Below are 22334 nucleotides of genomic sequence, written 5' to 3' on the forward strand. Positions count from 1 at the left end.
GGCTCAGCGGTTGGTGGATGGCGGCTGGCTGTTGTTTGCAGCCAGCCAGCCGTAGAAGTCGAGGTTCTGGTAGAGGTTCGGATCGGTCTTGTCGGCGTCGGGTGGCAGCTCGTTGTCGAGATCGGCGCTCGCGTCGGTCGGGTTGGCCACCTGGGTGCTCGAGGGTGCAGTGTGGCGTGGCAACGGCTGCCACACCATCAGTGCGGCCAAGGCGACTGCCGCGAACGCGCCGGTCGGAATCAGCCAGCGGGCGGTGTGGTGTTGTGGCGCCTGCGAGGTGGCGAGCGCCTGCCGTCGCGCGGCACGCAGACGACCGGCAGTGACCGGGTCGATACGCTGGGCGGCCTCGTGATAAAGCTCGCGGGCACGCTGTTCGAGTGGTTTTTGATGCCGGTTGTCAGGCCGGTTTTCCGTTCTGTTTTTATGGGACGAGGTCATCGCCAGTCCTCCAGTTGATCGCGCAGATGATGCATCGCGCGCGACAGATGAGTCTTTACGCTGCCTTCGGAGCAGCCCATGGCTTGCGCGGTCTCCGCCACATCCAGCCCTTCCAGCATGCGCAGCATGAACGCCTCGCGCTGGCGCTGCGGCAGTTGCCTCACCGCGGCGGCCATGTCGGCATACGACTGCGCGTCGTGCAGCCGGTCGAGCGGGCCGGGGCCCTGGTCGGCAGGCTCCCATGTGGGCAGCTCGTCACCATCGTCATCGCGGCCGCCACCGAGCCAGCCCACCACGATCGAGCGCACCTTGCGACGGCGCTGCAGATCGACGATGCGTCGGCGCAGGATGCCCCAGAACAGCGGGGCCCATTCCGTGGCAGGCCGCTCGCGGTAATGCTTGACCAACCGCAGCATGGCGTCCTGCACCGCGTCCATGGCGTCTTCGCGCTGGCGCAGCTGCAATTCGGCCATGCGGAACGCACGACGTTCCACTTGGGCCAGAAACGCGTCCAGCGTGGCGGGGGTTTCGCGCGCATCCTCAAACAGCTGCGCACCGAGCGTGCCGGCTACGCTGCTCATGGCCGCCGCATCCGCATCGTCAGGTGACGCATCCTCGGGCTCCATCGGTTCGATTCCCGTGTTCAACGCGGCAGACTCGCATGGGTTGACTCACATCCGTATGATGCAGCCACAACGTCCTGGCGGGCGGCTCTCATAGGGGATGGGGTCATGATCGACGGTTTCCTGGCGCTGTATATCTTCATGCTGGCCGCATTTACCGGCTATGAAATCATCGCGCGGGTGCCGGTGATCCTGCACACGCCGCTCATGTCGGGATCCAACTTCGTGCACGGCATTGTGCTGGTTGGGGCGATGATTGCGCTAGGCCATGGGCAAACGCCGTTCGAGACCGCGATCGGCTTCATCGGCGTCCTGCTGGGCGCCGGCAACGCCGCTGGCGGCTACGTGGTGACCGAGCGGATGCTGGAGATGTTCAAGCCGAGCAAGCCGGACGCCGGCAAGGGAGCTCACTGATGAGCTGGCTGCAGACCGTGATCAAGGCCTGTTATTTCCTCGCCGCGCTGCTGTTCATCCTGGGTCTGAAACGCATGAGTTCGCCGCGCACCGCGCGGGGCGGCATCGTGTGGGCGGGCTACGGCATGCTGCTGGCGGTGCTGGCCACGTTCTTCCTGCCCGATATGCATAACCTCGGCCTGATCATCGCCGCCGTGGTGATCGGCGTCGGTGCGGCTTGGTGGAGTGGCAAGCGGGTAGCGATGACCGACATGCCGCAGATGGTGGCGCTCTACAACGGCATGGGCGGCGGTGCGGCGGCGGCGATCGGCGCGGTCGAACTGATCGGCTACGTGCACAGTTACGTGTTGCTGCATCCGGCCGGCGTTCCCGACACCTCGCCGCTGCGACCGGAAAGCTGGGCGAGCAATGCGGTATCGACGCTGGCGGCCGTGAGTTTACTGTCGCCAGTTGAACTGGCGCTTGGCGTGCTCGGCGCACTGATTGGTGCGGTGAGTTTCTCCGGTTCGCTGATCGCGTTCGCCAAGTTGCAGGGCTGGCTGGACAAGCGTTTCGTGTTTGCCGGTCAGCGTGTGGTCAATATGCTGTTGCTGGCTGCGGCGGTGCTGATCGGCATCGCGCTGGTCAGCGGTCATGCCAGCCTGCCGTTGATCGTGGCGTTCTTCGTGCTGGCCCTGCTGTTCGGCCTGATGATGACGCTGCCGATCGGCGGCGCCGACATGCCGGTGGTGATCTCGCTGTACAACGCGTTCACCGGACTGGCGGTGGCGTTCGAGGGTTTCGTGCTGGGCAACGAGGCGATGATCATCGCCGGCATGGTGGTCGGTGCCGCCGGCACGCTGCTGACCCAGTTGATGGCCAAGGCGATGAACCGCTCGATCGGCAACGTGCTGTTCGGCAGTTTCGGCGCCGCTGGCGGCGAGGCGCAGGAAATCGAAGGCGCGCAGAAGCCGGTCGATGCGGCCGACGCGGCGGTGATGATGGCCTATGCCGAGCGCGTGGTGATCGTGCCTGGCTACGGCCTGGCGGTGGCGCAGGCGCAGCACAAGGTGTGGGAGTTCGCCCAGCTGCTGATCAAGCGCGGGGTCAAGGTGAAGTTCGCGATCCACCCGGTGGCCGGCCGCATGCCCGGCCACATGAACGTGCTGCTGGCCGAGGCCGGCGTGCCGTACGACCTGATCGCCGACATGGACGACATCAATCCGGAGTTCCCGGCCACCGACGTGGCGCTGGTGATCGGTGCCAACGACGTGGTCAATCCGCTGGCCAAGACCGATCCGGCGTCGCCGATCTACGGTATGCCGATTCTCGACGTGAGTGCGGCCAAGCACGTGATCGTGATCAAGCGCGGCAAGGGCACCGGCTTTGCCGGCATCGAGAATGCGCTGTTCTACGCTGACAACACGCGCATGTTGTACGGCGACGGTCAGGCTGCGATGGGTGAACTGGTGACCGAGCTGAAGGCGATCGACGCCTGAGTCATTGGTCAGCCGCGATCAGCTGCGATGACGGGTGCGCGTTTGCGCGGTGCGCGCCAGGCCAGCCATGCAGCCAACACGATGCCCAGCACCGCCCAGACGAGGTCGGCCGGGGATAGCGCCAGTCGCGCCAGCTGCCACAGCATGCCGATACCGGCCGTGCGCAACGCATCGATCAGGCCCATGCCCATATTGCCGGCAATCTGCACGGCGGCGATCAGCACGTTGACGTAGACCGCTGCCAGCGCGGTGGCGACGGCCGCCAGCAGCGCGGCGGCCCGACCCGGTGCACGCACGCCATTGCGTATCGTCCAGGCCAGCAAGGTGCCGAACAGCAGCACCAGCCATGGCAATGGATGGCCCAGGTACAGCGTCACGACCATCCACGTCGCACCGGCCGCCAGTCCCAGCATGGCGGCGATGAACAGGGCGAACACGAACAACAGCACAGTGCGCGCGCTCATCGGCGACCATACGGCGGGACAGCTGGGAACATGGGTTTGTCCATCGGGCAAAGTAGCCATCATAACGTGCATCAGGCTGGCGGCATGCAGCCCGAATCCTTGAGTTCCATGGTTTCGACCTGATCTGGAACAAGCAGGGCCGCGCGGCGGGCGGCATAATAGACAGCTTGGGTTCGACGCACGGTCGTGCCCGCAGATACGGGATTGGCGAGTGGCATGAGTGGTTTCAGTCTGAGCAGCGAACCTTTCACCCTGGCGCGCGATTGCGCGGCGGTGATGGTGCCGCAAGGTGACGTAGTGAGCCTGCCGGCGGGCCAGATCGGCTACATCACCCAGGCGCTGGGCGGCAGCTTCACCGTGTATGTGGAGGGCAACCTTTTCCGCATCGCCGGCAAGGATGCCGATGCGCTGGGCAAGGAGCCGCCCGCACCGATCGAGGTGGCGGCCGACGCCACCGATGCGGATGTCGAGAAGCTGGCATGGGACCAGCTACGCACCGTGTTCGATCCGGAGATCCCGGTCAATGTGGTCGAGCTGGGGCTGGTCTACGACCTGAGCCTGGAGCAGACCGAGTCGGGCGAGCGCAAGGTCTACGTGAAGCTGACCCTGACCGCGCCGGGCTGTGGCATGGGCGACATCCTGGTCGACGATGCGCGCACCAAGCTGGAGATGATTCCCACGGTCAGCGAGGCCGAGGTGGATCTGGTGTTCGATCCACCGTGGAGCCATTCGATGATGTCCGACGCGGCCAAACTCGAGACCGGCATGCTGTGAGTGTTCTCCCTCTCCCCGCTGGGGAGAGGGGACAATCTTGCGCGAACGTTCAGCCGGCGGCTTCCTCGAAGCGGTTGGCATCGCGGTTCTTGCGCACCTTGGACGGATCCCACACGCGCCCATTCATAGTGATGTAGACGCCGTCTGGCAGGGTCTGCACCGCGGCCACCGCGCAACCGATGTTGAACACCGCATCGGAACCCTGGAAACGCGCCGGGTTCAGCGCGCCGGTCAGCACGATCACCTTGCCCTTGATGCCGGTCAGTTCACGCGCGGTGTCGACCATCGAGTCGGTGCCGTGCGTCACCAGCACGTGGCGATGCGGCTGTGCTTCGATTGTTGAGCGCACCAGCGCGCGATCGACGTCGTCCATGTGCAGGCTGTCCTTGCGCAGGATCGGAATCACCTCGAACTGGAATGCCACGCCGAGCTGGCCGAGGATCTCGCCGATCTGCGGCGCACCGATCTTGTAATCCGACTTGTCGTCGAAATAGATCTTGTCGATGGTGCCGCCGGTGGTGACGATGGTCAGATGTTGCATGCGGGTGGCCGAAGAGGGGGATGGGTCATTTTAGCCCGTGCCGGGAGGGAGCGGGTCGCTGCAGTTTTTGTTTGTGGGAGCGGCTTCAGCCGGGATGCTTTTCCAACTGCCCAAAGAGCATCGCGGCTGAAGCCGCTCCCACCGAAAAGGCGTTAGCCCAGCAACAATGCGGTGTTGTCGGCATCCGGCGTGACCAGCCGATCGAGACCGTGGCCGACGAAGCGCTGCAGTGCTGCGGCCGGACGTGGATCGCCTTGCCGGTTTGACCAGATGGCTTGCCGCGCCAGCAAGGCCGCCGCTGCACTGCGCGCCAAGGTGATGGCAACGCCACGTGCGCCGGCTTCCAGCGCATCGCGCGTGGCCGCGTGCTGATCGAGCCAGCGCGCAGCAGCGTCCAGCGTTTGCCGGATCGCACTGGCCGCATGCATGTTGTCGTTGTTTTCCAGCCATGCAGTACTGGCTGTACGCAATGCGGCAAGCGTGTCGCCGGCCAGCGCGCGCAGGCTGTCCAGCGACAACACATTGGTGGTGCCCTCCCAGATTGCATACACCTGCGCGTCGCGCAGCAGCTGCGGCAGGCCGGTGTCCTCGATGTAGCCGGCGCCGCCGAAGCATTCCAGCGCTTCCGAGCACAGCTTCACCGCCAGCTTGCCGGTCCATAGCTTGGCCAGCGGGGTGAGCAGGCGCAGCAGGGCGGCTTCATGCGGTGCGGCGGCGCCATGCTCCACACGGCCAAGCAGATGCGCGACCTCGAATGCGAGCGCGAACGCCCCTTCGAACTCGGCCTGCATGTCGGCCAGTGTCTGCGCATGCAGCGGCTGCTCGATCAACGGACGGCCAAACGCCTGCCGACGCGTGGCGTAATCGCGCGCCAGACTGATCGCGCGCGCCATGCTGGCGATCGCGCAGATCGCGTTCCAGGTGCGGGTGACGTTGAGCATCGGCGCCACCTGGCGCACGCCGTGGGCGAGCTCGCCCAGCGGCCACGCGGGCAGGCCGTCGAGGTGGATTTCCGCCGTGGGCAGTTCGTGCGTGCCGAGCTTGTCCTTCAGGCGGTCGATCAACAGTTCCGGCTTGCGCCGTTCGCCGTCCATCGTCTCGACATAGAACAGTGCCAGCGCCGCAGTGCCGGTGCCCGCGCCTTCCGGCCGCGCCAGCGCCAGTGCAGCCTCGCCGACCACCGCCGAGCTGAACCACTTGCGCCCATACAGTCGCCACTGGCCGCTGACGTCCTGCCGCGCCGTGGTTTCGGTGTTGCCCACATCGGACCCGCCGGCGTTCTCGGTCATCCATTGGCCGCTGAGCCAGAAGGTCGAAGCGTCGCGGCTGAGGAAATGCGGCAGCGCGCGTTCGATCAGCTCGCGATTGCCGGACGCCTTGATCGCGGTGGCGGCGCCGTCGGTCATCGCCAGCGGGCAGGTATAGAACTCGCTGGCCAAGTGATACAGGTAGACGCGGGCGAACTCTTCCAGCCGCGCATGCTCGCTGTCGCCGTGACCCGTGGCGAGCATTGCATGCCGCGTAGTGAGCTGCGGGCCTTCCTGCCACGCGGTGGTCAACTCGATCCGGTCGACGCGCTGTCCCCAGGCATCCCACTGCGTCAGCACCGGCTTGCGCCGCGTCGTTGAGCTCACGCGCTGCCACGCCATCTGCGCGTAATCGCCCAGCGCGTCGAGGTCGGCGTCGATCGCCGCGCGCCGGTCGGTCGGCAGTACGCGGTCGACCAGCGCCAGCAGTGAGCGGTCGCTGCGATACGGGTGCGGCAGTTGAGGTGGATCCTGCAGGAAGGCCATGGCGATCTCCATCCAGAGTCAAGGTGTCGAGTATAGGCATGCGCATTCGGCTCGCCGCGCTGGCATTATCGAAGGCCACTCGATTGATGCAGGGCGAACGATGCGATTCTCCGAAGCGATGCAGACGGTAGCGCGTCAGGGCGATCACTGGCAGGCCACGGTAAGCGAGGACTGGCTGCAGGGGCGCAGCGCGTTCGGCGGACTGCAGGCGGCACTCGCCTTGCGCGCGATGCGCGAACTGGTGCCGGCGGACATGCCGTTGCGCACCCTGCAGGTGACCTTCGTGGCGCCGGTGCCAGTCGGCGGCGTGACCATCCATGCGCAACGCCTGCGCGAAGGTCGTAGCGTGATCCAGGTCGAGGCGAGCTTGTGCGGTGGCGATCAAACGTTGTGTCGTCTGGTGGGTGTGTTCGGCAGCGCACGTCCCTCGGTGCTGAATTTTCAGCCCGAGCAGTCACCCATAGCGGCCGCGACATCGAAGGAACTGCGCTACATCGAAGGTCAGATGCCTGCCTTCACCCAGCACTTCCGCGCACGCTGGTTGCGCGGCGAGCTGCCATTCGGCGGCGGTAGCCAGCGCGACAGCGTGCTGCAGCTTTCCTTGCGCGACGACGGCAACCCCGACGAAACCCACGTGCTCGCCTTCGCCGACTTCATCCCGCCGATCGCACTGTCGATGTTCGCCACGCCGACACCCGGCAGCTCGCTCACCTGGATGATCGAACTGCTGCGCGACCGCTACGACGATTTGGGCATGGACGACTGGCGTGTCGATGCCCAACTGATCGCCGCCCGCGACGGCTATACCAACCAGAGCGTGATGCTGTGGGGACCGCACGGCGAGCCGGTGGCGCTGAGCCGGCAGAGCATGGTGGTGTTTGGTTGAGGGCAGTGGGTGATCGTGCGCAGGTGTTTGCTATGACTTCCTTTGACACTTCAGTAGCAAGCTAATTGCGCCGCTTGCGCTTCACGCCGGCACCCAGCGTACCGATCAGCAGCAAGGTCAGCACGATCTCGGCCAGTGCCAGCCAGCGTTCGCTGGACGAACTCCAGCCTTCGGCGATGCCGTGGCAGAAATAGAACAGGCTGAGAATGCCGACCCAGAGCAGGGCGCGGCGTGGATCGCGGATCGCCAGCAAGGGCAGCAGCAGCGGAATGACGGTGATCGCCAGTACCAGCCACAAGGGGATGGTTTGCGGTGGGAACAGCCAGCCGTGCCAGAGCAGCTGCAGCACGACTAGTGAGGTCCAGGCGAGCAAGCCCACCCGCTGCTCTGTCGGCAGGGTGACGCGCGTGCTCATGCGCCGGCTGCCAGTTTGCGTGCGGTGTCGGCGAGTCGGCGGCCCAACGCGCGGGCCAGTTCGCGTTCGTGGTCGCTGATCGGGTTGTCGCCCTTGGCTCCGGCGACGTGGCTGGCGCCGTACGGGGTGCCGCCGCTCTGCGTGGCGGTGAGTGCCGGCTCGGTATAGGGCACGCCGAGCAGCAGCATGCCGTGATGCAGCAGCGGCAGCGCCATCGTCAGCAGGGTGGATTCCTGGCCGCCGTGCATCGTGCTGGTCGAGGTGAACAGGACGGCTGGCTTGCCGACCAGTGCACCGCTGGCCCATTCGGCGCCAGTCGAGTCGAGAAAATATTTCAGCGGTGCCGCCATGTTGCCGAAACGGGTGGGGCTGCCCATCGCCAGTCCGACGCAGTCGAGGAGATCCTGTTTCTGCACGTACGGCGCGCCGTCGTCGGGCTCGGGCGGCTGTGCCACTTCGGTCACCGGCGCCACCGGTGGCACCTGGCGCAGGCGCGCGCGCATGCCGGGTACTTCCTCGATGCCGCGGGCAATCAGTCGCGCCATCTGGGCGGTATGGCCGCTGCGGCTGTAGTACAGAACGAGGATGTCCATGCATTTGGGGCATTCAGTGGCGATGCGCTAGTGTAACGAGTGATGCCGCCGATGTTGCCGTCACGCCCAGCGCGGGATGGCAATCCACGAAAGGATGTCCATGGCCTTGCGTTACAACCGCGACCGTACGTCGAGCTTCAGCCGCTTCCTCTGGCAGCGCTTCGTCGACGACAAGTGCTTCGAGACGGCCGGAGCGCTGTCGTACACCACGCTGGTGTCGCTGGTGCCGTTGATGGTGGCGGCGCTGGCGATGTTCTCGGTGTTTCCGGTATTCGAGAGTGCGCGCGATACCTTGCTCGACTTCGTGTTTCACAACTTCGTGCCTGCAGCCGGCCGGCATGTGCAGGAGGCGCTGAATGCCTTTGCCAGCAAGGCCAGCGGACTCACTGGGATCAGCATCCTGGTGATGCTGTTCAGCGCGATCTCGATGATGGTCAGCATCGAAGACCGGATGAACCGCATCTGGCGCGTGCAGCGCCCGCGCGGTTGGGTTTCGCGCTTGCTGCTGTACTGGGCAGCGCTGACGCTGGGGCCGATCCTGGTGGTCGGTGGCCTCGCGGTGAGTTCCTACATCACCGCGCTGCCATTGCTGCAAGGCACGGCGGTGCAGCTCGGAATGGGTGGGCGTCTGTTGCGCGTGCTGCCGTTCGTGGTCACCTTCGTCACGTTGTGGCTGCTGTATGTGGTGGTGCCGAACCAGCGTGTGTCGAAGCGTGACGCCACGATTGGCGCGCTGCTCGGCGCAGTGCTGTTCGAGATTGCGCGCTGGGGTTTTCGCTGGTTCGTGCACAGCGCGCATACCTACCAGCAGATCTATGGTGCGCTGGCGGCGCTGCCGATCTTCCTGCTTTGGATCTACCTGGCGTGGATCATCGTGATCCTATGTGCGTCGATTGCTGCGTCGATCTCCTCATACGAGTACCAGGCACCGGACAAGGTTCTGCCGGAAGGGTCGGAATTCCTCGGCCTGATGGTGGTGCTGCGGCATTTCGTCGAGGCGCAGCGCGCGGGTGTCTGCGTGGATCCGGCTGTCGTGCGGGCACGTGAACCGTATCTGCGCAGTGGCTTGATCGCTGCCTATTTCGATGACCTGCGGCGTGCCGAGCTGATCCGGCAAGGCGAGACCGCTGGCTGGCTGCTCTGCCGCAGTCTCGACAGTACCGACCTGCTGCGGATCTATGCCCATACCGGTTATCGTCTGCCGCTGAAGCCCGCCGAGGAAGTGGCAAAGCTGGACCTCGACCTGCCGGACGAACTGATAGATTTGCTCACCAAGGTGGCCGCGACGCTGGATACTCAATTGGGTACGTCATTGCACCTGGCGTTTCCGGCATCGGCGACCATCGAATCCAAGGAAACTGCATGACTCTCATCAAACCGTTCGTTGCGCTGGCTTTCGCGCTGGTGCTCGCCGCGCCTGCGCATGCGGCAATGCCAGTGCAGCCCACGCTCAAGGTCACCACACTGGACGGCAAGACGTTCGATCTCGCCGCGCAGCGCGGCAAGTGGGTGATCGTCAATTACTGGGCAACCTGGTGCGTGCCGTGCATCAAGGAGATGCCGGACATCTCGCATTTTGTCGCCACGCACAAGAACGTTACAGCGATCGGGCTGGCGTACGACGACAGCGATCCGGCCGACATCAGGGCCTTCATCGCCAAGCATCCGGTGGTCTATCCGATCGCGCAGGTCACGCTGGACAAGCCAGCGAAGGATTTCGACGAGCCGCGCGGCCTGCCGACAACCTGGCTGATCGGTCCGGACGGCAAAGTGGCAAAACAGTTCATCGGTCCGGTCACGGCCACCTCGTTGACGGCGATCATCGGCGGCAAGTGATGCCGACGGCGAAGTTCATCGTCAGCGGCAGGGTGCAGGGCGTGTTCTATCGCGCCAGTACCCGCGAGCAGGCATTGCGTCTGGGGCTGACCGGCTACGTGAAAAACCTGCCGGATGGCGGGGTCGAAGTGCTGGCCACTGGCTCGCCGGAAGCGCTCGATGCACTGATGCGATGGCTGCACTTGGGGCCACCGGCGGCGAAGGTCGATGCGGTCAGTCGCGAAGATCTGCCCGAGCAGGAGTTGCGCGGCTTCCATACCGGCTGAGTGTCAGAACGTATCGGGGACCCACGATGCGTTGCCGGTAACGTGCTCGCGTTTCGGCTTGCCCTTGAGCGGCGGCAGTTTCACCTCGGCGATCGGCGCGTCATGCCATGGCACTTGCTGCAACAGATGCCGGATCAGGTTGATGCGGCCACGTTTCTGGTCGTTGAAGTCGACCACGAACCAAGGTGCGCTGGCCGTGTGCGTGCGCTCGATCATGGTGTCGCGCAGCTTGCCCATCTCGGCATATTTCTGGCGTGCGGCCAGATCGACCGGTGAGAGTTTCCAGCGCTTGAGTGGATCGGTTGCACGTTCAGCAAGACGTGGCTCCTGCTCGGCCTGATCCACCGCCAGCCAGTACTTGAGCAGGATGATGCCGTCGTCGGTCAACAGCTTTTCGAAGGTTGGGGCGGCTTTGAGAAAGGCCGTGTATTCGGCCTTGCTGCAGAAGCCCATGGCCGGTTCCACCACGGCGCGGTTGTACCAACTGCGGTCGAATAGCACCAATTCACCCGCGCTGGGCAGATGCTCGACATAACGCTGGAAATACCATTGCGTCGATTCACGCTCGTTCGGCTTGGGCAGCGCGACGATGCGGTAGCCGCGGTTATCCATGCTCTCGGTGATGCGCTTGATCACGCCGCCCTTGCCGGCTGCGTCACGACCTTCGAGGATCACCAGGAGGCGCTTGCCACTCGTGTGCAGCCCATGTTGCAGTCGAATCAGATCGTGCTGCAGTTTCTCCAGTTTCTTGCGGTAATGCCTGGCGTGCTCACCCATTGCGGCACCTTTATGGTTTATTGAATGTCGACATCGGCGGCCGGGCGGCCGATCCGTCGTCGGGCTGACATCGCCTGCACCGCGCGGCGGAAATCGGAGCTGTAGCCAGCCATGTCGAACAGGCTGCCACTGATCCGTTGCTGCTCCAGATGATGCCGCAACAGCTGCAAGGCTTCGCGATTGCTGCCCAGACTTGCCGCCAAGGCGACGAAGGCGGCTTCGTCCTCAGTCACCAGTTCGGGCAGGCCCGCGTGCAGCAGCAGACTGGCAGCCACCCGGCCAGCAAAGGTTTCGCCGATGCAGGTCAGCACCGGGCAACCGGCCCACAATGCGTCGGAAGCAGTGGTGTGGGCGTTGTAGGGCAATGTGTCTAGGAACAGGTCGGCATGCTGATAGCGAGACAGGTACTCGGCATGCGGCAACTTGGGCATGAAGATCAGCCGCTCTGCAGCGATCCCAGCCAAGAGTGCCTGGTCGAGCAGGCGCTGGTTGGCGTCCTCGGGGCCGCTCAGTAGCCACAGTACGCTGTCCCGGGTTTGCGCCAGGATGCTCATGAAACGATTGAATGTCTGCGGATTGATCTTGTAACTGGCATTGAAGCAGGCGAATACGGTGCCTTGCGCAGGCAGGCCGCAGTCTTCACGCGAGGGCGCTGCCGAGATTGATCGGCTGGTGTCGCTGGGTTGGAAACAGCGTGGCAGTCGTACCAGTTTTTCACTGGTTGTGGCTCGTAGATGATCAGGCTGTACGACCGCATCGGCCAGCATGTAGTCCATCCAGGGTGCGCCGGAAGTGCCCGGGTAGCCCAGCCAGTTGACCTGCAATGGTGCCGGGCGCAGGGCAAACAACTTGGCATTGGAGCCTTCGCAATAGACACTCAGATCGATCAATATCTCGATGTTGTCGGCATGGATGTGCTGCGCCTGCGCGGCGAGGGTGAGGTTGGCAATCTCATGCACGGTGCCGGCCGCTTCCAGACGCTGGCGGATGATACCTCCGTCACTTGGGGCAGTCGCGTAGAGGTGACTCTCGATGCCGCCGGATTTGAGCGCCTCGAGCATCGCCACAATGAGCAGGCCGGTCGCATGTTCGCCAAAGCCATTGGACACGAAGCCGACCCGGATCGGAGTATCGGCGGCAGGCATCGGATGATTGAAGGCCAGCTGTCGGCGCAATGGCGCCATCTGCATTTCGATGGTGGCGGCAAAGGTTTCGGCACAGTGACGCTGCTCTTCGGCTGAGGCATCCTCGGCCAGAAACCCGAACGGAGTGATCCCGCTCATTCCGCCGGCCACGGCCGTTCGCAGGCGTGCGCTCAGCAGGTCGAGTTCACTCCAGTCGCACAGCCGGCGCAACGTGAAAATGCGCTGGCTGAGTGCGGCGCCATTGTTGCCATTCAGCTGCAGCGCACGCGAATAAGCTCTCTGGGCTTCGTCCAGCCGGCCCAGATCATCCAGCATGAGTGCGGCATGGTAGGGATGCTCACCCTCGGTGGGCTCCAATTGTTCGGCGCGCTGGAAAGCTTGTGCTGCTTCTGCATGCTGGCCGCGCAAGCGATGGGAATGCCCCAGCATGGCATGCGCACCAGCCATCCTGGGTGCAATCTGCAGCGCCTCGTTGGCATGGATGGCGCATTGTTCCGGGTGGCCGATTTCGAGTTCGGCTGCAGCGAGGTTGAGACGCAGGCCAGGATGGTTGGGCGCGCCATGGGTTCCCAAGGAATAAGATTCGCGCGCTTGCGCGTAGCGTGCGGCGGCCATCAACGCGTTGCCCAGGATCAGCAGGATCATCGGGTTGCCAGGCGAACTGCGCAACGCAGCGCGCATGCGTTCGATCGCCTCGTCAGCTTGGCCATCGGCAACTTCCAGGCTGGCCAGGTTGCACTGCACTTGCAGGTTGTCGGGACTGAGTTGCTCGGCCTGGTGCAGCATTCGAAGGGCATCTTCGCGACGGCCTAACTGGCGCAGCGTGATGGCGTATACCCGTAGCAGCTCGGCCGAGTCGGGAAAAAGCGGCAACGCATCTTCGGCGACCTGCGCCGCCTCGGCGTTGGAATTGGTTTCGATCAGTCTGGTCAGGCGATCCAGAAGGATGTTGAGTTCGGGGTAAGAAGTGGCATTCATCCGCCCACGCTAGCGTATGGCTGCACCGTCGCCAAGCGCGGGCTTCAACCAGCCGTCAGCGATCTCAGCTCGTCGGCCTGATGCTCGCGGGTCAGCGTGTCGACCAGTTCGCGCAGATCGCCCTGCATGACTTCGGGCAGGCGATACAGGGTGAGGTTGATGCGGTGGTCGGTGATCCGGCCCTGCGGGTAGTTGTAGGTACGGATGCGCTGGCTGCGATCGCCGGAGCCCACCTGCAATCGACGTGCCTCGGCCTGCACGGCGTTCTGCTTGCTCTGTGCCTCGTCGAGCAGGCGTGCCTTCAGCAGGCTCATCGCACGGGCGCGGTTCTTGTGCTGGCTGCGTTCTTCCTGGCATTCCACCACCGTGCCGGTGGGCAGGTGGGTGATGCGGATCGCCGAGTCGGTCTTGTTGACGTGCTGGCCGCCCGCACCGGAGGCGCGAAAGGTGTCGGTTTTCAGGTCGGCCGGGTTGATCTCGATCTCGTCGATCTCATCGAGTTCGGGCAGGATCGCCACGGTCGCCGCCGAGGTGTGGATGCGCCCCTGCGATTCGGTTTCCGGCACGCGTTGCACGCGGTGGGTGCCGGATTCGAACTTCAGCTGCGAGTACGCGCCCTTGCCCTCGACGCGGGCGACGATTTCCTTGTAGCCGCCGTGTTCGCCGGCGTGCTCGCTGAGTACTTCGACGTGCCAGCGCCGGCTTTCGGCGTAGCGCAGGTACATACGGAACAGATCGCCGGCGAAGATCGCCGCCTCGTCGCCACCGGTGCCGGCGCGCACTTCGAGATACAGGTTGGCCTCGTCGCGCGGATCCTTCGGCAGCAACAGCAACTGCAGTCCGCCATCGAGATCGAGCAGGCGCTGCTCCAGTCGGCGCACATCGTCGGCAGCCATCTCGCGCAGTTCGGGATCGTCCAGCATCGCGCGCGTCTCGGTGAGTTCACGCTCGGCCTGAGCGTGCTCGCGCAACGACACGGCGACCGGTTCGAGCTGGGCGTATTCCTGCGAGAGTGCACGGAAGCGGTTGTTGTCGGCGAGCACGTCCGGCTGCGACAGCAGCAGGCCGATTTCCTCGTGGCGCTCGGCCAGTGCTTCGAGCTTGCGGCGGATCGATGGGGTCATGAGATGAGGAGTGAGTGGAGAGGAGTGAGAAAAGAGTGAAGGCGGGGTGGTGCTTTCTCTAACTTCTCACTCCTCTTCACTCACTTCCTGGTCCAGTCCATACAGCCGCTCCGCCGCCTGCAGCAGATCCAGGTCGCCGCTCAGCGCCGCCTCGCGCAGACGCGCGCTGGGATGGTGCAGCAGCTTGTTGGTCAGCGTGTTGGCGAGGAACGCCAGCGCCTCGTCGGCCGACTTGCCGCGGGCCAGCATGGCGCGGGCCTTGTCCAGCACTTCGTCGCGGTAGGTCTCGGCGTGCTGGCGCATGTCCAGCGCGGGATTGCGCAGGGTCAGCGCGCGGCGCCAAGCCATGTAATGGCCGACCTGCAGGTCGATGATCGCCTCGGCCTCATGGGCGGCGGCGACACGCGAGCGGCGATTGTCGTCGATCACCTGGCGCAGGTCGTCGATGCCGTACAGATAGACGTCGGGCAGTTCGCCGACGCTGGCCTCGATGTCGCGCGGTACCGCGATGTCGACCATGAACATTGGCTTGCGCCGGCGCGTCGTCATCGCCTGTTCGACCATGGCCCGGGTCACGATCGGCTGCCGCGAGGCGGTGGAGGAAATCACGATGTCGACTTCGGCCAGATGCTGCGGCAAGTCGGCCAGCGCGATCGCGTAGCCGCCGTAGCGGCCGGCCAGTTCCTGCGCGGACTCCAGCGTGCGGTTGGCGACGATCAGCCGGCGCGCCTGCTTCTCGGCGAGGTGCCGCGCGGCCAATTCGATCGTGTCGCCGGCACCGATCAGCAGCACGCAGGCCTGCTTGAGATCGGCAAACACCTGTTCGGCCAGTCGTACCGCGGTATAGGCAACCGACACCGTGTGCGCACCGATACGGGTATCGGTACGCACGCGCTTGGCTACCGCGAACGTGTGCTGCAGCAGCCGATCCAGCGGTGCCTTCAGGGCCTGTGCCGCGCGCGCCTGCTGGTAGGCATCCTTCACCTGGCCGAGGATCTGCGGCTCGCCCAGCACCATCGAGTCCAGCCCGGTGGCGACGCGGAACATGTGGCGTACGGCGTCCTGCTCGTCGTGGCGGTACAGGAACTCGTCCAGCTTGCCGGGGGTCAGACGATGATGACGGCGGAGCCATGCCAGCGGGATGTCCTCGGCACCGGCGCTCACCCCGACGTAAAGCTCGGTGCGGTTGCAGGTGGAGAGGATCATCGCCTCCTCCACGCCAGGTTCACGGGTCAGTTCGTGCAGGGCCGCGCCTGCGGCGTCCGCATCGAACGCCACCTGTTCGCGCAGGCTGACCGGCGCGGTGAGGTGATTGAGCCCGAGGGCGATCAGCGGCATGGTGTGAGGAGCATCCCGGCGGCAGGTGTCGGCGGCGTAGGCTAAGCTTGATAAAGCGTCCGGCGTGATCGCCGGTAGCGCCGAAACAGGCGAACAGATTGGAGAGTAGTGTGCGGAGCAGGGCGTCCAAGTTCAAGCAACTGCGGCATTTTACGGCACTGGCGGCGCTGGCGCTGGGTCTGGTCGCGTGTGCCAATGCACCCTCGCGAAAGACACCGCCGACCGCCTCGGCGCAGCCGCTGGCGCGCGTGGTGGTGGTCACGCCGGATGCCGATCACGACGTGCTGGCACAACTGCTGGCGGGTGAGCTGGCGCTGGGCCACACCGACCTGACGGCAGCATCCGGTTATTACGCCAAGGCGATGGTGCTGAGCAACGATCCGCAGGTGGCCGAACGTGCGGCCAAGCTGGCGATCGCGGTGCATGACGCTGCCGCCGCCCAGCAAGCACTCGATCGTTGGCAGGCGCTGGGTGCCACGCCGGTGGCGATGGCCGAGGCGCGCGCCGAACTGTCCCTGGATCGCGGCGATGCCGACGAGGCACGCCGCCAGCTGGAGCTGCTGATCGGTAGTACCGACAAGGATGCCTGGCGCCAGTTCGGCCGCGTGCTGGTAGGTGCCCGCGATCAGGCCCAGGCGGCCCGGTTGCTGGAGGCGCTGGCGACACCGCAGCGACTGCCGTCCGATGCGCAGGCGTGGCTGGCGATGAGCGAACTCGGCGACAAGTTCGGTCGGCACGCCTACGCCATGCAGATCGCCGACGCGGCGGTGCAGCGCTTCAAGAGCGCCGAAACCTACGCCTGGGCGGCGCAGATGAAGTTCAGGGACGGTGATCACGCCGGCGCCGCCGCGCTGTTGCAGAAGGCACTCGCCAAGGCGCCGCAGAATGCCCAGCTGCGCGTGGCCTATGCGGGCATGCTCAGCCAGGGTGGTGATTACGCTGGTGCCACCAGGGTGCTCGAACATGGCCCGCAGAATGCCGAGGTCTATTCATTGCGCGCTGCACTGGCCGCGCGCAACAACGACAACAAGACACTGGCGGTGCTGTATCAGCAACTGCAGAAAGCACCGCAGGATGTGCGTCAGCAGAGCTTGTATCTGCTTGGTCAGCTGGCCGAGATGCAGCATCGGGATGCGGAGGCGCTGGCCTGGTACGGTCAGGTCGGCGACGACGATCCGCATGCGTTCGATGCGGATCTGCGCAGCGCGCTGATCCTGCACACGCAGGGCAAGGTGGCCGACGCGCATCAGTTGCTGGATCAGCTGCAGATGGATTATCTCGATCAGCCCGAGCCGCTGCGCCAGGCTTATCAGGTCGATGCCGAGCTGTATCTGCGCGAGCAGAAATACATGCAGGCCGAGCAGGCGTTCAGTCGTGCGTTGCAGGTGTTGCCGGACGATCCCGGGCTGCTCTACAGCCGCGGCCTGACCTATGCCGAGGCTGGCCAGATCGATCAGGCGGTGCAGGATTTCCAGCGCCTGCTGAAGATCAAGCCGGGCGATGTCGATGCCAGCAACGCGCTTGGCTACACCCTGGCCGATGCCGACCGCGACCTGCCCGAGGCGGAAAAGCTGCTGCAAGTTGCACGCACGGCCAAACCGAACGATCCGGCGATCGCTGATTCCTGGGGCTGGCTGCAATACCGACAGGGTCACCTGGATCAGGCGGCGCAGACCTTGCGCGGCGCATGGCTGGCGCACAAGGACGCCGATGTCGGCGTGCATCTGGGCGAGGTGCTGTGGAAGCAGGGCCGCCGGCAGGATGCGCAACGGGTCTTCGACGAGGTGCGCAAGCTCGATCCGCATAGCAGCAGCCTGCAGGCAACCTTGAAGCGGTTGCAGCCATGAGGCGAAGCTTCCGACTTCTCGCAGTCGCGTTGCCGCTGCTGCTGACCGCGTGCGCGCCGGCGGTGCGCATGAAGGGTGATGCCGGTCTGCTCAATGCCCAGGTCCTGCGCGAGCAGGCTTTGGCGCATGCCGATCACTGGACCCTGGAGGGCCGGCTCGGTGTCTCCGACGGCAAGACCGGCGGCAGCGGCAGTTTCAGCTGGACGCAGAACGGCGAGCAATACGAGTTCGTGCTGCGCGGGCCCGCGATCTCGGGCATGAATTTCCGTCTCAGCGGTGGTCCGGACGGCGCCTTGCTCGAGGGACTGAACGGCGGTCCGTTGCATGGACCGGATGCCGAAGTGCTGATGCACAAGGCGCTGGGCTGGGAGGTGCCGCTGCGCGACCTGCGCGCGTGGGTGCTAGGCCTGCGCGCCGACAGTGGTCCGGCCGAGTTGAGCTTCGGTACGGACCGGTTGCCGTCGTTGCTGCAGCAGGATGGCTGGGCAGTCGATTATCGCGAGTGGGATGCCACGCGGCAGCCGCCGCTGCCGAAGGTGGTGTTCGCCGGGAAACCGCCGTACAAGGTGCGGCTGTCGATCGAATCGTGGCATTTCGACTGATCCCGGCGCATGACGTTTTCGATTGAACGTGCGGTACCGATGCAGGTCGACGCCTTGTGCGCGATCGAGCGTGCCGCCGTGCAGCTGTTCCGCGGCCATCCGGCGTGGGCGTCCTATGCAGCGATGTCGATTCCGCCAGCGTTGCTGCAGCGGGCGATCAGTCGTGGGCTGGTCTGGGTGGCGCTGGATGCGGCGGCCGTGCCGGTCGGTTTCGTCTGGCTGGATACCGATGCAGGCAGTGGCGGCATCGGCATCGCCGAAATCGACGTGCTGCCGGAATATGGTCGGCGCGGCATCGGCGCGGCGCTGCTGGAACATGCCTGCGCGTGGGCGCGGGCGGCCGGATACCGGCGCGTCGATCTGGGTACCCTGGCCGATGTGCCGTGGAATGCGCCGTTCTATGCAAACCACGGGTTTTCGGTGGTCGACAAGCACGATCCGATGTTTGCTTTTGCACGCCAGCGTGATCGGGAGAATGGCTTCCCCGAGGATCTGCGGGTGTTCATGAGCCGCCCGCTGTTGCCGCTGTCCCACGGCGAATGGACGGTATGGCCGGCGCCGGCGAAGCTGAACCTGTTCCTGCGCATCACCGGGCGGCGGCCGGATGGTTACCACGAACTGCAGACCGTGTTCCGCCTGCTCGACTGGGGCGACGAGATCCGCCTTCGCGTGCGCGACGACGGCGAAATCAGGCGTGTCCGCGAGGTGCCTGGTGTGCCCGAAGCCAGCGACCTGGTGGTGCGGGCGGCACGGCTGCTGCAGGCGCATGCGGGCGTCGCGCTCGGTGTCGAGATCGAGGTGGACAAGCGCATCCCGATGGGTGGCGGGCTGGGCGGCGGCAGTTCCGATGCCGCGACCGTACTGGTTGCGCTGAACCTGCTGTGGCAGCTGGATCTGGACGAGGACCTGCTGGCCGAACTCGGGCGCCAACTGGGTGCCGACGTGCCGGTATTTGTGCGCGGCCGTTCAGCCTGGGCCGAGGGCATCGGCGAGCAGCTCACGCCGATGCGCCTGCCGCGGCGCCACTACGTGGTACTCGATCCGCACGAATCGGTGCCTACCGCTGCGCTTTTTCAAGCCGCTGAATTGACACGAAATGCCCCGCGGGCGACAATTTCATCCTTTGCTTCCGGCGAAACGACGGAAAACGCCTTCGCGCCAGTGGCGCGCGCGCGCCATCCGCGGGTAGCTGCGGCGCTGGACTGGCTCGGCCGGTTTGGGATGGCGCGGCTTTCCGGCAGTGGTGGTTGTGTGTTTCTGGAAGCGAAATCATTCGATCGGGTCGTGGCGATAGCCGCGCAATGCCCGAGCGCATTCACGGCATGGATGGCCGCGGGTGTCGAGGTTTCATCCTTGCAGGATGCACTGGCGCGTCATCGCGGTATCAACTGAGCACACGGACAAGACGACGGCTGTCGGCGGCAGGGCAGCGATCGACGAATACAGATACAGGCACGAGCGAACAAAATACTGGGGCGTCGCCAAGCTGGTTAAGGCACGGGATTTTGATTCCCGCATACGCAGGTTCGAATCCTGCCGCCCCAGCCACTCATGATGGTCGTTGCTTTCGAGGTTACCCACTGTGGACACGTCCACCCCGATGATGCTGTTTAGCGGTAACGCCCACCGCGCCCTCGCCGATGATGTCGCCCATCGCCTGGGTGTTCCGCTCGGCAAGGCGCTGGTCAGCACGTTCAGCGACGGCGAAGTGCAGATCGAGATCGAGGAAAACGTCCGCCGGCAGGAAGTGTTCGTGCTGCAGCCGACCGGTGCACCGAGTGCGGTCAACCTGTTCGAGCTGCTGGCCCTGGGTGACGCGCTCAAGCGTGCTTCGGTGGCCAGCGTCACCGCGGTGATCCCGTATTTCGGCTATGCCCGGCAGGATCGTCGCCCGCGTTCGGCGCGCGTGCCGATCACCGCCAAGCTGGCTGCCAGGATGATCGGCGCCGCGGGCATCGACCGGGTGCTGACGGTGGATCTGCATGCCGACCAGATCCAGGGTTTCTTCGATATCCCGGTCGACAACGTGTACGCCTCGCCGGTGCTGCTGGCCGACATCTGGCGCAATCACAGCATGGACGACCTGATCGTGGTCAGTCCGGACGTGGGCGGCGTGGTGCGTGCTCGTGCGATCGCCAAGCGGCTGGATGACGCCGATCTGGCGATCATCGACAAGCGTCGGCCGCGTGCGAACGTGTCCACCGTGATGAACATCATCGGTGACGTGGATGGCAAGACCTGCGTGATGGTCGATGACATCGTCGACACCGCCGGTACGTTGTGTGCGGCGGCGGCGGCGTTGAAGGATCGTGGTGCCCGCAAGGTGGTCGCGTACTGCGTGCATCCAGTGCTGTCGGGTGCGGCGATCAGCAATATCGAAGGCTCCCAGCTCGACCAGCTGGTGGTCACCAATACCTTGCCGCTACGCCCGGAAGCGAAGGCCTGTGCGAAAATTCGCCAGCTTTCGGTCGCCGAGCTGCTGGCGGAGACCATTCGCCGGATCGCCTTCGGCGAATCGGTGAGTTCGTTGTACGTCGACTGAGGGATTCGTCCCTTTACTCGGTTCCTCTGGTCGCGGGGGAACCATTCAAGCCGCCGCGAGGCGGCAAACACAACCTAAGGCAGTACTGAAATGATCAAGACTCATGAAATCAAGGCGCAGAGCCGCAAGGACGAGGGGAAAGGTGCGAGCCGCCGCCTGCGTCATGCGAGCTTCGTGCCTGCCGTCGTCTACGGCGCCGGCCAGGACCCGCAGAGCATCCAGATCGAGCACAACACCATCCTGCTCGCCGCCAAGCACGAGTGGTTCTTCTCCTCGGTGCTCGACCTCAACGTCGACGGCAAGGTGCAGAAGGTGTTGGTGCGTGACTGGCAGAAGCATCCGTTCAAGCAGCTGATGATGCACATGGACTTCCTGCGCGTGGACGAGAACGTGGCCATCCGTGTCAGCGTGCCGCTGCACTTCCTGAACCAGGAGAAGTCGGCTGCCGGCAAGACCTCCGGCGTGGTGATCTCGCATAACCTGACCGAAGTGGAAATCACCTGCCTGCCGAAGGATCTGCCCGAATTCATCGAGCTGGATCTGGGCGAGCTGAATCCGGGCGACATTGTCCACCTGTCCGAGCTGAAGCTGCCGGCGAATGTCGAAATTGTCGCGCTGCATCTGGGTGAGAGCCACGATATCGCGGTGGTCACGGCGAACACTGTGCAGGAAGAGGTCGAGGAAGCTCCGGCCGAAGGCGACACTGCTGCTCCGGCGGCCGCTGCTGCTCCGGCCAAGAAAGACGACAAGAAGTAAGCCGCGACGACCCGCACTCCACCGAGTGCGGGTCGCCACTGCTGCTTGTCCGCATGGCTGGTTTGCGACTCATTGTCGGGCTGGGCAACCCCGGTGCCGAATACCTCCGAACCCGGCACAACGCCGGGTTCTGGTTTGTGGATGCCTTGGCCAGCGGGCTGGGTGGGCGCTTCGGTTTCGACGGCAAACTGCACGGCGAAACCTGCAAGGTGCACATCGGCAGCGAGCCGGTATGGCTGCTCAAGCCAGCTACCTTCATGAACAAGAGCGGCATCGCCGTGGTTTCGGCGCTGCGCTATTACAAGATCGAGCCGGATGAATGCCTGATCGCGCATGACGATCTGGACCTGCCTGCCGGTACCGTGCGGATGAAGTTCGACGGCGGCCACGGCGGCCAGAACGGCCTGCGCGACACCATGGCGCATCTGGATCACGGCAAGTTCCATCGCCTGCGCGTGGGTATTGGCCATCCCGGTCACCGCGATCAGGTCACGCCGTGGGTGCTGGGTCGCCCATCGGTGCAGGACGAGAACGCGATCCTCGATGGCATTGCGCGCGCGCTGGACGTGCTGCCGCTGGCGGTGGATGGCCAGTTCGACAAGGCGATGCAGCAGTTGCACACGACGGGAAATCGGGAATAGCGCATCGGGAGCTATTGATTCCGCACTACTGTTCCGATTTTCCACCAACGATTTTATTTTCCG

At 64.8% G+C, this 22334-nt stretch carries 24 protein-coding genes and 1 tRNA gene; 14 read left to right on the forward strand and 11 right to left on the reverse strand.

Annotated elements, in window-relative coordinates:
• Positions 1-3: 3 nt before the first annotated feature.
• Together B0E48_RS04040 and B0E48_RS04045 are read right to left on the reverse strand one after the other, a co-directional pair.
• Complete coding sequence (locus B0E48_RS04040; RefSeq protein WP_077516174.1) at positions 4-438, reverse strand: hypothetical protein; 435 nt, start codon at positions 436-438, stop codon at positions 4-6.
• Positions 435-1019, reverse strand: coding sequence for an RNA polymerase sigma factor (locus B0E48_RS04045; protein WP_077516960.1), 585 nt, complete (start codon positions 1017-1019; stop codon positions 435-437). Before B0E48_RS04045 ends, B0E48_RS04040 begins: the two co-directional genes overlap by 4 nt.
• Positions 1020-1169: 150 nt before the next feature.
• Between B0E48_RS04045 and B0E48_RS04050 the strand changes: the two genes are divergently transcribed.
• Positions 1170-1475, forward strand: a complete 306-nt coding sequence (locus tag B0E48_RS04050) for an NAD(P) transhydrogenase subunit alpha (protein WP_077516176.1) — start codon at positions 1170-1172, stop codon at positions 1473-1475.
• On the forward strand, positions 1475-2953 hold the full coding sequence (locus B0E48_RS04055) for an NAD(P)(+) transhydrogenase (Re/Si-specific) subunit beta (RefSeq protein ID WP_077516178.1): 1479 nt from the start codon (positions 1475-1477) through the stop codon (positions 2951-2953). Before B0E48_RS04050 ends, B0E48_RS04055 begins: the two co-directional genes overlap by 1 nt.
• 8 nt (positions 2954-2961) lie before the next feature.
• Here the strand turns inward: B0E48_RS04055 and B0E48_RS04060 are convergent, their stop codons facing one another.
• A complete protein-coding gene (locus B0E48_RS04060; protein WP_077516180.1) occupies positions 2962-3417 on the reverse strand; it encodes a hypothetical protein in 456 nt (151 codons plus the stop codon).
• Positions 3418-3633: 216 nt separating this feature from the next.
• On the opposite strand from B0E48_RS04060, the gene sufT reads away from it, so the two are divergent.
• On the forward strand, positions 3634-4191 hold the full coding sequence (gene sufT / locus B0E48_RS04065) for a putative Fe-S cluster assembly protein SufT (protein ID WP_077516182.1): 558 nt from the start codon (positions 3634-3636) through the stop codon (positions 4189-4191).
• Positions 4192-4240: 49 nt separating this feature from the next.
• Here sufT and B0E48_RS04070 read toward each other — a convergent pair whose 3' ends face one another.
• Positions 4241-4732: an asparaginase domain-containing protein gene (locus B0E48_RS04070; protein WP_077516184.1), complete on the reverse strand. Its 492-nt coding sequence runs from the start codon at positions 4730-4732 to the stop codon at positions 4241-4243.
• A gap of 152 nt (positions 4733-4884) precedes the next feature.
• Positions 4885-6525, reverse strand: coding sequence for an acyl-CoA dehydrogenase family protein (locus tag B0E48_RS04075; RefSeq protein ID WP_077516962.1), 1641 nt, complete (start codon positions 6523-6525; stop codon positions 4885-4887).
• Positions 6526-6625: 100 nt separating this feature from the next.
• Here B0E48_RS04075 and B0E48_RS04080 point away from each other — a divergent pair, with 100 nt between their 5' ends.
• The gene (locus B0E48_RS04080) at positions 6626-7411 is read left to right on the forward strand and encodes a thioesterase family protein (RefSeq protein ID WP_077516186.1); all 786 of its coding nucleotides are present in this window, start codon (positions 6626-6628) and stop codon (positions 7409-7411) included.
• Positions 7412-7472: 61 nt separating this feature from the next.
• Here the strand turns inward: B0E48_RS04080 and B0E48_RS04085 are convergent, their stop codons facing one another.
• Together B0E48_RS04085 and wrbA are read right to left on the reverse strand one after the other, a co-directional pair.
• Entirely contained in the window at positions 7473-7826 is a 354-nt protein-coding gene (locus B0E48_RS04085) for a DUF2069 domain-containing protein (protein WP_077516188.1), read from the reverse strand.
• Entirely contained in the window at positions 7823-8419 is a 597-nt protein-coding gene (wrbA, locus tag B0E48_RS04090) for an NAD(P)H:quinone oxidoreductase (protein WP_077516190.1), read from the reverse strand. Before wrbA ends, B0E48_RS04085 begins: the two co-directional genes overlap by 4 nt.
• 100 nt (positions 8420-8519) lie before the next feature.
• On the opposite strand from wrbA, the gene B0E48_RS04095 reads away from it, so the two are divergent.
• From B0E48_RS04095 to yccX, 3 genes are read left to right on the forward strand one after another with little or no spacing between them, the layout of a single operon-like run.
• Entirely contained in the window at positions 8520-9785 is a 1266-nt protein-coding gene (locus B0E48_RS04095) for a YihY family inner membrane protein (RefSeq protein ID WP_077516192.1), read from the forward strand.
• Complete coding sequence (locus tag B0E48_RS04100; protein ID WP_077516194.1) at positions 9782-10255, forward strand: TlpA disulfide reductase family protein; 474 nt, start codon at positions 9782-9784, stop codon at positions 10253-10255. The genes B0E48_RS04095 and B0E48_RS04100 overlap by 4 nt, the downstream gene beginning before the upstream one ends.
• Entirely contained in the window at positions 10255-10521 is a 267-nt protein-coding gene (yccX, locus tag B0E48_RS04105) for an acylphosphatase (protein WP_077516196.1), read from the forward strand. The genes B0E48_RS04100 and yccX overlap by 1 nt, the downstream gene beginning before the upstream one ends.
• 3 nt (positions 10522-10524) lie before the next feature.
• Here the strand turns inward: yccX and ppk2 are convergent, their stop codons facing one another.
• The 4 genes from ppk2 to hemA form a co-directional block, all read right to left on the reverse strand.
• Complete coding sequence (gene ppk2, locus B0E48_RS04110) at positions 10525-11298, reverse strand: polyphosphate kinase 2 (protein WP_077516198.1); 774 nt, start codon at positions 11296-11298, stop codon at positions 10525-10527.
• A gap of 17 nt (positions 11299-11315) precedes the next feature.
• Positions 11316-13421, reverse strand: coding sequence for a tetratricopeptide repeat protein (locus B0E48_RS04115; RefSeq protein ID WP_254423838.1), 2106 nt, complete (start codon positions 13419-13421; stop codon positions 11316-11318).
• A gap of 44 nt (positions 13422-13465) precedes the next feature.
• The gene (prfA, locus tag B0E48_RS04120; protein WP_077516199.1) at positions 13466-14545 is read right to left on the reverse strand and encodes a peptide chain release factor 1; all 1080 of its coding nucleotides are present in this window, start codon (positions 14543-14545) and stop codon (positions 13466-13468) included.
• Positions 14546-14611: 66 nt separating this feature from the next.
• Entirely contained in the window at positions 14612-15883 is a 1272-nt protein-coding gene (hemA, locus tag B0E48_RS04125) for a glutamyl-tRNA reductase (RefSeq protein ID WP_077516200.1), read from the reverse strand.
• A 110-nt stretch (positions 15884-15993) separates the two neighbouring features.
• On the opposite strand from hemA, the gene B0E48_RS04130 reads away from it, so the two are divergent.
• The 7 genes from B0E48_RS04130 (at position 15994) to pth (ending at position 22271) form a co-directional block, all read left to right on the forward strand.
• Positions 15994-17730 carry a tetratricopeptide repeat protein gene (locus tag B0E48_RS04130; RefSeq protein WP_254423839.1) on the forward strand — a complete coding sequence of 579 codons (1737 nt, stop codon included), beginning with the start codon at positions 15994-15996 and terminating at the stop codon, positions 17728-17730.
• The gene (gene lolB, locus B0E48_RS04135; protein WP_077516202.1) at positions 17727-18332 is read left to right on the forward strand and encodes a lipoprotein insertase outer membrane protein LolB; all 606 of its coding nucleotides are present in this window, start codon (positions 17727-17729) and stop codon (positions 18330-18332) included. The genes B0E48_RS04130 and lolB overlap by 4 nt, the downstream gene beginning before the upstream one ends.
• Before the next feature lie 9 nt (positions 18333-18341).
• Positions 18342-19724 carry a 4-(cytidine 5'-diphospho)-2-C-methyl-D-erythritol kinase gene (gene ispE / locus B0E48_RS04140; RefSeq protein ID WP_077516204.1) on the forward strand — a complete coding sequence of 461 codons (1383 nt, stop codon included), beginning with the start codon at positions 18342-18344 and terminating at the stop codon, positions 19722-19724.
• Positions 19725-19803: 79 nt separating this feature from the next.
• Positions 19804-19880: transfer RNA gene (locus tag B0E48_RS04145), tRNA-Gln, on the forward strand.
• Positions 19881-19932: 52 nt separating this feature from the next.
• Positions 19933-20874 carry a ribose-phosphate diphosphokinase gene (locus tag B0E48_RS04150; RefSeq protein ID WP_174566714.1) on the forward strand — a complete coding sequence of 314 codons (942 nt, stop codon included), beginning with the start codon at positions 19933-19935 and terminating at the stop codon, positions 20872-20874.
• 90 nt (positions 20875-20964) lie between these two features.
• Positions 20965-21630 (forward strand): 50S ribosomal protein L25/general stress protein Ctc, encoded by a 666-nt coding sequence (locus B0E48_RS04155; RefSeq protein ID WP_077516206.1) that lies wholly within the window; start codon positions 20965-20967, stop codon positions 21628-21630.
• Positions 21631-21683: 53 nt separating this feature from the next.
• The gene (gene pth, locus B0E48_RS04160) at positions 21684-22271 is read left to right on the forward strand and encodes an aminoacyl-tRNA hydrolase (RefSeq protein WP_077516208.1); all 588 of its coding nucleotides are present in this window, start codon (positions 21684-21686) and stop codon (positions 22269-22271) included.
• Positions 22272-22334: the final 63 nt, after the last annotated feature.

Source organism: Rhodanobacter sp. C03 (assembly GCF_002001175.1).
Classification (GTDB): domain Bacteria; phylum Pseudomonadota; class Gammaproteobacteria; order Xanthomonadales; family Rhodanobacteraceae; genus Rhodanobacter.